At 70.9% G+C, this 12,103-nt stretch carries 12 protein-coding genes; 1 reads left to right on the top strand and 11 read right to left on the bottom strand.

The genetic code is table 11. From position 1 onward, the window contains the following. The first annotated feature begins 14 nt into the window (after nt 1-14). Nucleotides 15-623 (top strand): class I SAM-dependent methyltransferase, encoded by a 609-nt coding sequence (locus tag BM342_RS17835; RefSeq protein WP_092968483.1) that lies wholly within the window; start codon nt 15-17, stop codon nt 621-623. Between the two features lie 87 nt (nt 624-710). Here BM342_RS17835 and dapF read toward each other — a convergent pair whose 3' ends face one another. The 11 genes from dapF to BM342_RS17780 all read right to left on the bottom strand — a co-directional run bounded on the left by dapF (nt 711) and on the right by BM342_RS17780 (nt 12,004). Beyond that, on the bottom strand, nt 711-1,592 hold the full coding sequence (gene dapF / locus BM342_RS17830; protein ID WP_092968482.1) for a diaminopimelate epimerase: 882 nt from the start codon (nt 1,590-1,592) through the stop codon (nt 711-713). 4 nt (nt 1,593-1,596) lie between these two features. Beyond that, the gene (gene miaA, locus BM342_RS17825) at nt 1,597-2,517 is read right to left on the bottom strand and encodes a tRNA (adenosine(37)-N6)-dimethylallyltransferase MiaA (RefSeq protein WP_092968481.1); all 921 of its coding nucleotides are present in this window, start codon (nt 2,515-2,517) and stop codon (nt 1,597-1,599) included. A 41-nt stretch (nt 2,518-2,558) separates the two neighbouring features. Then, nucleotides 2,559-4,190 (bottom strand): tRNA (N6-isopentenyl adenosine(37)-C2)-methylthiotransferase MiaB, encoded by a 1,632-nt coding sequence (miaB, locus tag BM342_RS17820; RefSeq protein WP_092968480.1) that lies wholly within the window; start codon nt 4,188-4,190, stop codon nt 2,559-2,561. 12 nt (nt 4,191-4,202) lie between these two features. Next, nucleotides 4,203-5,021 carry a regulatory protein RecX gene (locus BM342_RS17815; protein ID WP_092968479.1) on the bottom strand — a complete coding sequence of 273 codons (819 nt, stop codon included), beginning with the start codon at nt 5,019-5,021 and terminating at the stop codon, nt 4,203-4,205. 42 nt (nt 5,022-5,063) lie between these two features. Further along, nucleotides 5,064-6,137, bottom strand: a complete 1,074-nt coding sequence (gene recA / locus BM342_RS17810; protein WP_092968478.1) for a recombinase RecA — start codon at nt 6,135-6,137, stop codon at nt 5,064-5,066. A gap of 248 nt (nt 6,138-6,385) precedes the next feature. Continuing rightward, nucleotides 6,386-6,622: a DUF3046 domain-containing protein gene (locus tag BM342_RS17805; RefSeq protein ID WP_092968477.1), complete on the bottom strand. Its 237-nt coding sequence runs from the start codon at nt 6,620-6,622 to the stop codon at nt 6,386-6,388. A 106-nt stretch (nt 6,623-6,728) separates the two neighbouring features. Continuing rightward, nucleotides 6,729-7,037 carry a helix-turn-helix domain-containing protein gene (locus tag BM342_RS17800; RefSeq protein ID WP_092968476.1) on the bottom strand — a complete coding sequence of 103 codons (309 nt, stop codon included), beginning with the start codon at nt 7,035-7,037 and terminating at the stop codon, nt 6,729-6,731. Nucleotides 7,038-7,264: 227 nt separating this feature from the next. Then, nucleotides 7,265-7,780, bottom strand: coding sequence for a CinA family protein (locus BM342_RS17795; protein WP_177232248.1), 516 nt, complete (start codon nt 7,778-7,780; stop codon nt 7,265-7,267). Nucleotides 7,781-7,784: 4 nt separating this feature from the next. After that, nucleotides 7,785-8,387, bottom strand: coding sequence for a CDP-diacylglycerol--glycerol-3-phosphate 3-phosphatidyltransferase (gene pgsA, locus BM342_RS17790; RefSeq protein ID WP_092968475.1), 603 nt, complete (start codon nt 8,385-8,387; stop codon nt 7,785-7,787). A 105-nt stretch (nt 8,388-8,492) separates the two neighbouring features. Further along, the gene (locus BM342_RS17785) at nt 8,493-11,435 is read right to left on the bottom strand and encodes a DNA translocase FtsK (protein ID WP_092968474.1); all 2,943 of its coding nucleotides are present in this window, start codon (nt 11,433-11,435) and stop codon (nt 8,493-8,495) included. A gap of 77 nt (nt 11,436-11,512) precedes the next feature. Next, entirely contained in the window at nt 11,513-12,004 is a 492-nt protein-coding gene (locus BM342_RS17780; protein ID WP_092968473.1) for a GNAT family N-acetyltransferase, read from the bottom strand. Nucleotides 12,005-12,103: the final 99 nt, after the last annotated feature.

Below are 12,103 nucleotides of genomic sequence, written 5' to 3'. Positions count from 1 at the left end.
GCTACCGTGCTGGGATGGGCTCCGACCACTACTTCTCCGCGACACCCCGGAGCAACGCCAGCACCCGCACCATCCGCGTCCGCCTCGCCGGTCGCGACCTCGAGCTCGCGACCGCCGCCGGCGTGTTCAGCCCCGAGCACCTCGACCAGGGCACCAGGGTGCTCCTCGACTCGGTTCCCGAACCGCCCGCGACCGGCCACCTGCTCGACCTCGGCGCCGGATGGGGCCCCATCGCGCTGTCGCTCGCGCTTCGGGCACCGGATGCCACGGTCTGGGCCGTCGACGTCAACGAACGCGCGCTCGAACTCGTGCGCGGCAACGCTGCACGCCTCGGCCTCACCAACGTCAACGCCGTGCTGCCGGCGGATGTTCCCACCGACATCGTGTTCGGCACGATCTGGTCGAACCCGCCGATCCGCGTCGGCAAGCAGGAACTGCACGCCATGCTCGAGCGGTGGCTCCCCCGCCTCGCCGACGACGCCACCGCCTGGCTGGTCGTGGCCAAGCACCTCGGCGCCGAGTCGCTGCAGCGCTGGCTCGGCGACGACCTCGGGCTCGACGTCGAGCGCGCGGCGAACTCCAAGGGCTTCCGCGTGCTCGCGGCGGAGCGCCGAACCGCCTGACGGCGCGCGCACGCAGACGGCACGCCGCGCCATCCGATCGACCGGCGCGTCAACGGCCGGTGAGGTCGGATCGCGATGCCTCGAGGCTCAGGCGAGCGCCAGCACCCCGTCGAAGACGAGTTCGGCCGGCCCCGACAGGGCGACGTGCTCGCCGTCGGCCGCTTCGAACATGCGCACTCCGACGACCCCGCCCGGCACCTGGACGCGCCAGGCGTCGGGCGCACCGGCCCCCGCCCAGTACCGCACGGCCAGCGCCGAGGCGACCGCGCCCGTGCCGCACGAGAGCGTCTCTCCGGAGCCCCGCTCGTGCACGCGCATGCGGATGCGACCGACGCCCGCCTCGACGAGCGGCTCGGCCGGAACGACGAACTCGACGTTCGCGCCCGCCTCGGGCACCGGATCGAGGATGGGCAGGTACGCGAGGTCGAGCCCCGCGAGCTCGTCGTCGTCGGCCAGCGCCACGACGACATGCGGGTTGCCGACGTCGATGCCGAGGCCCGGACGCGCGACCGGCAGCCCCTTGGCCCGCACGAGCGGCTCGCCGCCCGTACGACGCCATAGGCCCATGTCGACCTCGAAGCCATTCTCGGCCGCGCTCACGCGCCGCACTCCGGCACGCGTGCCGATCGCGATCTGCTCGCCCGGCGCGAGGTCGACGAGGCCCTGGTCGATGAGGAACCTCGTGAACACGCGCACGCCGTTGCCGCACATCTCGGAGGCCGAGCCGTCGGCGTTCCAGTAGTCCATGAACCAGACGGCCTCGCCGTCTTCGTCGAGCGCGGCGGCGCCGTCGCCGAGGTTCTCGGACCGCACCGCGCGGATCAGGCCGTCGGCGCCGACGCCGAAGTGGCGATCGCACACCGCCGCGATCTGCGCGGGCGAGAGCACCGTGTCGCCGTCGGGGTCGGAGAACAGCACGAAGTCGTTGCCGGTGCCGTGGCCCTTGGTGAAGCGCAGGTCGAAGGACATCTGCTCAGTCTATGGCCGCCTGGAGGGCCAACTGGCTGCCTCTCGCGACCGGGTCGGCGGCGTCGAGCTCGACCGCATCGCGGTACCTCCGGAACCACCCGACCTGCCGTCTCGCGTACGTCCGCGTGAGCTGCTGCGTCTCGGCGATCGCGTCGGCCCGCGACATCCGGCCCTGCAGTTCGGCGAGTGCCTGGGCGTAGCCGATCGCCCGTCGTGCGGTCACGCCGCGTTCGAGGCCGAGCGGGACGAGGTCGCGCACCTCGTCGACGAGGCCGTCGTGCCACATGCGTGCCGCGCGCTCGTCGAGGCGCTCGACGAGCGTCGCGCGCTCGGTGCGCAGGTGCACGATGCGATGCGCTCGCCACGGCACGGGCTCGTCGGGCAGGCGCGCGGCCTTCGACTCGCCCGTCACCTCGATGACCTCGAGCGCGCGCACGATACGACGACCGTTCGCCGCATCGACCCCGGCCGCGGTCTCGGCGTCGAGGTCGCGGAGCCGCTGGTGGAGCAGGCCGGGGCCCAACTCGATGAGCTCGGCCTCGAGGCGCGCCCTGATCGCGGCGTCCGTGCCCGGGAACCGGAAGTCGTGGATCACCGACGAGACGTAGAGGCCCGATCCGCCCACGAGCAGCGCCACGCCGCCCCGCGCGATGACGTCGTCGACGGCGGCGCGTGCATCGCGCTGGTACGCGGCGACGGATGCCTCGTCGGTGACGTCGAGCACGTCGAGCAGGTGGTGCGCCACACCGCGGCGCTCGTCTGGCGGCAGTTTCGCCGTGCCGATGTCCATGCCGCGGTAGAGCTGCATGGCGTCGGCGTTGACGACCTCTGCCGTACGCCCGACGCGTCCGAGCGCGTCGGCGAGGTCGAGGGCGAAGTCGGACTTGCCCGTGCCGGTCGCGCCGACGATCGCGATGAGCGTCATGCCTGACCCGCCCTGCCCTGCCCTGCCCTGCCCTGCCGCGCTCAGCGGAGGTCGTCGTCGACATCGTAGATGGGGAACGTGCCGAACCCGGGCTTGATGAGCGGCTCGCTCGTGGCGGGCAGCACGCGTACCGAGGGCAGCCCGAGGGAGACCCGAGCCGTGCCGCCGCTCGACGTGCCGGCGCCAGGTGCGGCGGGAACGCCGCAGCTCTCGGCCTGTGCGCGGTCCCATGCGTCGCCCGAGCGGGTGCGACGGATCGCGAGCGGTGCGCCGTCGGTCGAGTCGGCGATCAGGTGGAACGGTGCCGCCTGCGTGATCGTGACGCTCACGACGTCGCCCGGGCGCGGCTGCTCGCTGCCCTCCGGGACCTCGAAGTGCACGAGTCGGCTGTCTTCGGCGCGGCCGCTGAGGCGATGCGTCTCTGCGTCCTTCTTGCCGTCGCCCGTGGAGACGAGCACCTCGACCCTGCGACCGACGAGCTTCTGGTTCTCCTCCCACGAGATGCGCTCCTGCAGGGCCACGAGGCGCTCGTAGCGCTCCTGCACGACCTGCTTCGGCACCTGCTCGTCCATGGTCGCCGCAGGCGTGCCAGGGCGGATGGAGTACTGGAACGTGAATGCGGAGGCGAATCGCGCGGCCTCGACGACGCGCATCGTCTCGAGGAAGTCCTCTTCGGTCTCGCCGGGGAACCCGACGATGATGTCGGTCGAGATCGCCGCGTTCGGAATCTTCGCGCGCACGCGATCGAGGATGCCGAGGAACTTCTCGGAACGGTACGAGCGGCGCATGGCCTTGAGGATGCGGTCGGAGCCCGACTGGAGGGGCATGTGCAACTGCGGCATGACCGCGGGCGTCTCGGCCATGGCGTCGATCACGTCGTCGGTGAACGCCGCCGGATGCGGGCTCGTGAAGCGGATGCGCTCGAGCCCGTCGATCTCGCCCGCCGCGCGGAGCAGCTTGCCGAACGCCTGCCGGTCGCCGAACTCGACGCCGTAGGAGTTGACGTTCTGGCCCAGGAGCGTGACTTCCATGGCACCGTCGTCGACGAGCGCCTGCACCTCCGCGAGCACCTCGCCCGGACGACGGTCCTTCTCCTTGCCACGGAGCGCGGGCACGATGCAGAAGGTGCACGTGTTGTTGCACCCGACCGAGATCGACACCCAGCCGCTGTACGTCGAGTCGCGCTTGGTGGGCAGCGTCGACGGGAACACCTCGAGCGCGTCGAGGATCTCGAGCTGCGCCTCGTCGTTGTGCCGAGCCCGCTCGAGCAGGCTCGGGAGCGACCCCATGTTGTGCGTGCCGAACACCACGTCGACCCACGGCGCCTTCTCGAGGATGACGTTCTTGTCCTTCTGCGCCAGGCAGCCGCCGACGGCGATCTGCATGCCCGCATGGCGACGCTTGATGCCCGCGAGGTGGCCGAGGTTGCCGTAGAGCTTGTTGTCGGCGTTCTCGCGCACGGCGCAGGTGTTGATGACCACGATGTCGGGCTCGGCACCGTCGGCCGGCACGTAGCCCGCGGCTTCGAGCGAGCCCGAGAGTCGTTCGGAGTCGTGCACGTTCATCTGGCAGCCGTAGGTGCGCACCTCGTAGGTGCGCGGGCTGACGGCATCGTCGGCGGGCAGCGTTGCCTCGACGGAATCGGCGATCGCGGGCTCGTGAATGGTGCTCATGATCGCACCAGTTTACGAGCCGTCGGCTGCGAGAACCTCCGTCACGACCTGCCGCACGACCTCGCCGCCGTATCCACGGCGCTGCAGGAACGCCGAGAGCCGTCGTTCGGCCGTCTGACGGTCGAGCCCGCGGAGCTGGCGCGCTCTCCGCTCGGCCGTCGTGCGGGCGTTGTCGAGCTCGGTCTCGGGGTCGAGATCGGCGACGGCGTGCCGTGCGGCCTGGGCTTCGATGCCGCGCCGCGAGAGCTCCTGCAGGATCGCGCCGCTGCCCCGGCCCTTGCGCGTCGCATTCACGTGCACGAGTTGCTCGGCGAGCCTCGCATCATCGAGGTACCCGAGCCGCTCGTACCGCTCGATCCACTCCTCGACCTCGATGTCGTGCAGCCCGTGCTCGACGAGCACTCCTCGCACCTCGGAGATCGAGAGGGCCGAGCGTCGCAGCCTCGAGACGACGAGGCGATCGATGCGTTCGTCGCGCTGCGCTCCTGACTCGAGCTCGCGCTCCTCGCGTTCGACGTCGGCATCGAACGCGCCGGACCCGCCTGCGTCGGCATCGGTCGCGCCGACGTCGGAAGCTGCGCGGCGCGAGCCGGCCGCGCCGAATCGCGCGTTCGGCTCGCCGCGACCGGACCGTCGAGGACGACCGAAATCGCTGACCATGCCGCCACCGTCACCGGCGCCCCCACCGGCGCCGTCGCGCTCGGCGGTGGATCGCTCGGGGGCACGCTCGCCCGCACCCTGATCGGGCTCGCCCTGGTCGGCCCCGGTCACGCCGGGAACCGCCCACGGAAGGTACGAGACCGGGGCGAGGTGCTCCGACGCGTCAGTCATCACGGCTCCCCACCCCGGTCTCGTTCGTCATGTCGTGCCCGCTCAGGCGCCCTTGCGTGCCTGCTTGGGCGCGATCGGCTCGACGTTGGCCGGTGCTGCGCCGGCGGCCTCTGCGCCGGCCTTGCCGATGCCGAGCTTGACGAGGATCTTCTTCTCGATGTCGGCCGCGATGTCGGGGTTGGACAGCAGGAAGTTGCGGGCGTTCTCTTTACCCTGACCGAGCTGGTCGCCGTCGTACGTGTACCAGGCACCGGACTTCTTGACGATGCCCTGATCGACGCCGTAGTCGATGAGGCTGCCCTCGCGGGAGATGCCGACACCGTAGAGGATGTCGAACTCGGCCTGCTTGAAGGGCGGCGCCATCTTGTTCTTGACGACCTTGACGCGCGTGCGGTTGCCGACCGCCTCGGTGCCGTCTTTCAGGGTCTCGATACGACGGATGTCGAGGCGGACCGACGCATAGAACTTCAGCGCCTTGCCGCCCGCGGTGGTCTCGGGGCTGCCGAAGAACACGCCAATCTTCTCCCGCAGCTGGTTGATGAAGATCATCGTGGTGTTCGTCTGGTTGAGGCCACCCGTGAGCTTGCGGAGCGCCTGCGACATGAGGCGGGCCTGCAGGCCGACATGGGAGTCGCCCATCTCGCCCTCGATCTCGGCGCGCGGCACGAGCGCCGCGACCGAGTCGATCACGATCAGGTCGATGGAACCCGAACGCACGAGCATGTCGGCGATCTCGAGGGCCTGCTCGCCCGTGTCGGGCTGCGAGACGAGGAGCGCGTCGATGTCGACGCCCAGCTTCTTGGCGTACTCGGGGTCGAGCGCGTGCTCGGCGTCGACGAACGCGGCGATGCCGCCCGCGCGCTGGGCGTTGGCGATCGCGTGCAGCGTGAGCGTGGTCTTGCCCGAGGACTCGGGACCGTAGATCTCGATGATGCGGCCGCGGGGCAGGCCGCCGACGCCGAGCGCCACGTCGAGGGCGATGGAGCCCGTGGGGATGACCTCGACCGGAGCGCGGTCTTCGCTGCCGAGCCGCATCACCGAGCCCTTGCCGAACTGGCGGTCGATCTGGGCGAGTGCGGTCTCGAGGGCTTTCTCGCGGTCTACTGCGGATGGCATGTGGGGCTCCTTCGGTGGGTGATGCGGCTGCCTCTAGGCTGTCGTTGCTCGTGCGGGCCGTGACCCTCGCGTCTGGCGACAAGGCGGTTGCGGTGTGTTCCGACGCATCGACCGTATGGCCGGCCACCGACATCCGTCACGATGGTCGTGGCCGATGTGGAGAGCAGCGTCGTTCCTCCTGCTGTTGAGGAGCCTACCTCCGAACCCGAACGGATGTTCGAACGCCGCGCCGCGTGTCGAACACGTGTTCACCCGCGCGAGAGGTCTCCGGGGGTCGGGCGCCCGACGCCGTGACGCCGCTCCTCGGGCACGTCGGCTGCATCGCAGAGCGCGAGCCAGACCGTGCGCGCGGCCACCCCGTCGGACAGGGCCTCACGGGCCGTGCGCCCGCCGACGCCCGAGAGCGCCAGGTCGTTGACGATGACCGCGCCGTAGGCCGAACCGAACTCCTGATCGACCGCGAACTGGAACTCGCTGAGCTTCATGCATCTCCTGGAATGGCGGAGGGCGGGCACGCGCGTGCGCACCACCGTGGGGGAACGCACGAGCGGCCGGTCTCGCGACCGGCCGCTCGGCATGTGGATTCGTGGGTCAGCGCACCATGAGGCCCGCGTCGAACTCTGCGACGAGCTCGTCGGGAAGGCTGTCGGGCACGACCGAGAGGCTCTCGAGCACCGCGAGGCGGTCTCCGACCTCGTGCATGATCACCGAGATGGGCGTGTCGAGCGCTTCGGCGACGGACGCGAGGATCTCGGACGACGCCTCCTTCTGGCCGCGCTCCACCTCGCTGAGGTAGCCGAGCGCGACGCTGGCCTTGGACGCGACCTGACGAAGCGTGCGGCCCTTCTGCAGTCGGAAGTCCCTCAACACATCGCCGATCTCCTGTCGAACCAGAACCATCGGGAACCTCCTTCAATCTGCCTGCGACTCCGCGAGAGCCGGAAACGGGAGCGTCAGTCTACCTGAAACTCTGTGCTTCCAACTTAGCGTCGCACACTGGGGCTTTCTTGTGAACCTGCAGGATGTAACAGGGTCTTCACGTGGCGTATTCCTGCGATGCGAAGTTCGCGACCGAGCCTCGTGCGCGGGCCGTTCGCCGACGACCTCGCATCGTCGCACGACGTCTGCTACGCCTCTGCGAGCACCGAGGCGAGCACGGCGACCACCGCCGCCTCGACCGTCGCACGGCGGATCTCGTCGCGGTCCCCGTGCAGATCGAGCTCGAAGGCCTCGACGCGGTCGCCGACCGCCACGCCGATGAAGACCGTGCCCGGTGCCCGGCCGTCCTGCGGATCGGGACCGGCGACGCCGGTCGTCGAGACCCCGATCGCGGCGGGCTCGCCGTCGACGGCGAGGGCGCTGCGGACACCGTCGGCCATTCGCCGGGCGACCTCCGGGTGCACGGCGCCCTCACGCGCCAGGAGCTCGGCCGGCACCTCCAGCAGCGAGTGCTTCACGGGCGTCGCGTAGGCGACCACTCCCCCGCGCACGACGGCGGACGCACCGGGGATCCGGGTGAGCTCGGCCACGACGAGGCCGCCGGTGAGCGATTCGGCGACCGCGATCGAGAGCCCGCGAGCGGCGAGGAGCGCGATGAGCTCTGCGGTCGGGTCGGCGCCCGCAACCGGCCTCCGCTCGCCCAAGGCGTCAGCCCTCGGTGCGGTCGGCCCGCGCGAGGCGGATGGCGTCGCGGACGTAGAGCAGGCCCGACCAGACGGTCAGCACGACGGCCGCCGTCATGAGCACGCCGTTGACCCAATGGATCCACTCGCCGAACACCGTCCAGAGCGGCACGAGCGCGAACGAGATGGCGACGGCCTGCACGAGCGTCTTCAGCTTGCCGCCGGATGACGCGGGCACGACGTTGCCGCGACGCAGCTCGACGAGCCGCCAGATCGTGATGCCGACCTCGCGGATCACGATGATGGCCGTGACCCACCACGGCAGCTCGCCGAGGATCGACAGGCAGATCAGGGCACCGCTCGTGAGGAGCTTGTCGGCGATCGGGTCGAGGATCTTGCCGAGGTCGGTCACGAGGCCGCGCGAACGCGCGATGTGCCCGTCGATGCCGTCGGTCGCGATCGCCACGATGAAGAGCGCAGCAGCCCACCAGCGCAGCGCGCCGTCGGCTCCGTCGTCGACCAGGAGCATCCAGAAGAAGAGCGGCGCGAGCAGGATGCGGACGATCGTGATCGCGTTCGGCAGGTTCCAGTTCGCCGATCGCGAAGGGCTTCCGGCGGAGGAGGTCATACGGGCAAGGATAGCCGGATGCCGCCGCGCAGCGTGGCGCCCTGCCGGGCGACCCGCACCCGAGCGCACCGTCGAACGCGCAGTCGATCGCGCATCCGAGCAGGCTCAATCGCGGCCGGTCAGGCCCCAGGCGTCTTCGTCGGAGTCGCCGTCGACCTCAGGCAGCCCTCGGGTCGCCCGATCGACGGGGTCGTCGTCGTAACGATCGTCTGGGTCGAAGCCCTCGGCAGGCTGCGCCGGTGCCGCAGCGGGTGCCGCAGCCGCAGCGGCCGGCGCGGTCGTGTTCCCGCTTGCGGGCTCCTCGCCGCGCAGCCGCGCGAGCACGCCCGGCAACTGGTCGGCCGTCACGAGCAGGTCGCGCGCCTTCGAGCCCTCGGAGGGGCCGACGATCTCGCGCGACTCCAGCAGGTCCATGAGACGCCCCGCCTTGGCGAAGCCGACGCGCAGCTTGCGCTGCAGCATCGACGTCGACCCGAACTGCGTCGAGACGACGAGCTCGGCGGCCGCGAGCAGGAGCTCGAGGTCGTCGCCGATGTCGGCGTCGATCTCCTTGCGCTCGACCGCGGCCGCGACGTCCTGCCGGTAGTCGGGGCGGGCCTGCCTCGTGACGTGCGTGACGACCTTCTCGATCTCGGCCTCGCTGACCCACGCGCCCTGCACGCGGACGGGCTTGGAGGCGCCCATCGGCAGGAACAGGCCGTCGCCCTGACCGATGAGCTTGTCGGCCCCAGGCTGGTCGAGGATGACGCGCGAGTCGGTGACGCTCGTGACCGCGAACGCCAGCCGCGACGGCACGTTGGCCTTGATGAGCCCGGTGACGACGTCGACCGACGGCCGCTGCGTGGCCAGCACGAGGTGGATGCCCGACGCACGGGCGAGCTGGGTGATGCGCACGATCGAGTCCTCGACATCGCGCGGCGCGACCATCATGAGGTCGGCGAGCTCGTCGACCACGACGAGCAGGTAGGGGTACGGCTTCAGCTTGCGCTCGCTGCCCGGCGGCAGCACGATCTCGTTGTTCACGACGGCCTTGTTGAAGTCGTCGATGTGACGGAACCCGAACGACGCGAGGTCGTCGTAGCGCATGTCCATCTCCTTCACGACCCACTGCAGCGCCTCGGCCGCCTTCTTCGGGTTCGTGATGATGGGGGTGATGAGGTGCGGGACCCCGGCGTAGGGCGCGAGCTCGACGCGCTTCGGGTCGATGAGCACCATGCGCACGTCGGAGGGCTTCGCGCGCATCAGCAGCGAGGTGATCATGGAGTTCACGAAGCTCGACTTGCCAGACCCGGTCGATCCGGCGACGAGCAGGTGGGGCATCTTCGCGAGGTTCGCCACGACGTGCCCGCCGCCGACGTCCTTGCCGACGCCGATGGTCATCGGGTGCTTCGCGTGCGCTGCGGCACCGGAACGCAGGATGTCGCCCAGCGTGACGATCTCGCGGTCGGCGTTCGGGATCTCGACGCCGATCGCGCTCTTGCCCGGGATCGGCGAGAGGATGCGCACCTCGTTCGACGCCACGGCGTAGGCGAGGTTCTTCGAGAGCGCGATGACGCGTTCGACCTTGACGCCCGGCCCCAGCTCGATCTCGTACTGGGTGACCGTGGGGCCTCGGCTGAAGCCGGTGACCTTGGCGTCGACGCCGAACTGGTCGAGCACTCCCGTGATCTGACGCACGACCTCGTCGTTGGCGGCCGAGCGCGACTTCGCGGGCGCTCCGGCGGCGAGGGTCGACGCAGCGGGCAGGTTGTAGGGGCGATCGGGCAGGTCGTGCTCGGCTTCGGCCTCGCCGATCGCGGGCACATCGGATGCCGCAGGGGCACTGCCGGCGCCGCCGGCGACGCCGAGCGCCGCAGCCTCGAGCCCCGAGAGCACGCCCGTCGCACCGGCGTCGTCGTCTTTGAGCCCCGTTCCGCCGGGATGGACCTCGCCGGTGAACCCGCGGAGGGCGGTCTCGGCACGCTGCAGGTCGTCGAGCACCTCTGCGCCGTAGGCCGTGCCGCCGCCCGCGCCGTCGATGGGCGAGTCGAACGCACCGGCCCCGGCGGCCTCGCCGAACACCGCGGTCAGGCCGTCGGCGCCTGGCGCCTCGAACTCGGGGTCGACCTCGCGGTTGGAGTCGTTGCGACGCCACCACGGCAGCAGGCCGGACTTGCCGCCTTCGGCGTCGCCGTCGCCGTCGGTGTCGAGCGACTCGAGCCCGTCGAGTTCGACCGGCACCGCCTTGCGGCCTCGCTTGGGCTTCTCGGCGGTGCGCTCCGCGGTCGCCGCCTCGCCGTCGTCGGGCTCGGGGGCCCCGAAGAGCCAGCTGTAGAGCTCGCGGAAGCGCGCTGGGATGCGGTTCGGCGGGGTCTTGGTGATGATGAGCAGCGACAGCAGCAGGAGCACGATCACCACGGCGACCGCACCCGGCTGCGTGATGAGCATGGCGAGCGGCTCGGCGAGCATCCACCCGAGGATGCCGCCAGCGCGCGCGAGCACGGGCATGCCCTCGCTCGGCGCAGGTCGCCCGCCGAAGAGGTGGCAGAGCGCCGAGATCGAGAGCAACAGGAGCGAGAGTCCGATGCCGATGCGCGTGTTGTCGTGCACCGAGCTCGGGTGCCGGAACAGCCACACCGCGAAGACGAGCAGGATCACGGGAAGGGCGAACGCGACCCTCCCGAAGAGCCCGCCGAAGGTCCACGTGTCGAACGCCTGCGCCACGGGTTCGTTGATGAAGAACCACTCGACCACGGCACCCGCGACCGCGAGCAGCACAAGGAAGAACGGCAGGCCGTCGCGGCGCTCCTCTTTGCTGAGCGTCTCGGGGCCGAGCGCGCGTGCCCCACCGCCGGTGACGTGGGCCAGCCCCATCCACATGCGCACGAGGACGTTCGGACGATCGGATGCCGCGGCCGCCGCCTTCGCTGAGGTCGCGCGCGTGGTCGTGGCGGGCAGCTTCTTCGTCGGCGCGGTCTTCGCGCTCGACGCCTTGGCACTCGTCGACCTCGAACCCGCGCGCGCAGGCGTGCCGGAGGCGCGCCCGTTCGACCTGGTGCTCGTTGCCATGCGTCTACGTTAGGGCCGACCGCCGACGATGCCCGCCAGGAGGCCGCGAGTGTCCGCGATCCGCGGCCTGTCGCTGCTCACCCGAGCAGGCGGACCATCGTGTCCCGGTTGCCTCGGGAGGCGACCACGGCGAATCCCTCGCTGCGGTACAGGCCCTCGGCGAAGTTGCCGTGCTCCACGCTTAACGCGAGGCGTGCGTACCCCGCGGCGCGCGCGACATCCGTCAGCGCCCGGATCAGCGCACGACCCACGCCCTGCGCCCGCCACACGGGCCGCACGCCGATGATCAGCTCGGGCACGCCCGCCGCGACGAAGCCGTGCGCCGGCACGTCCGCTGCGAGCAGCCGGAACCACGCGGCGCCGATCGGGCGCTCCTGCTCGTCGACCGCCACGAATCCGCGATCGGCCGGGCGCTGCCAGCCCGCGATGTAGTTGCGATAGACCGGATCGCTCAGCACCGCCGGTCGCGGGCGGATCGCGTCCGCCCGCCAGTTCGCCGCCTCGACCACCATGTCGGCGAGGAAGGATCCGTCGCTCACGACAGCCGGGCGAATCGTGAAGTCCGCCATGGCCGGATGCTAGGCCACACCCGTTTCGGGCATGTTTCGCGGCCCCCGCTCCCTGTGCCGCGCGCGGGCGGCCCGCACCGGCCCGCCGCACGGAGGCAC

The sequence above is a fragment of the Agromyces sp. CF514 genome, assembly GCF_900113185.1.
Taxonomy (GTDB): Bacteria; Actinomycetota; Actinomycetes; order Actinomycetales; family Microbacteriaceae; genus Agromyces.
The sequence above is the reverse complement of the archived record's forward strand: the minus strand, read 5'-3'. Positions and strand labels throughout refer to the sequence as shown.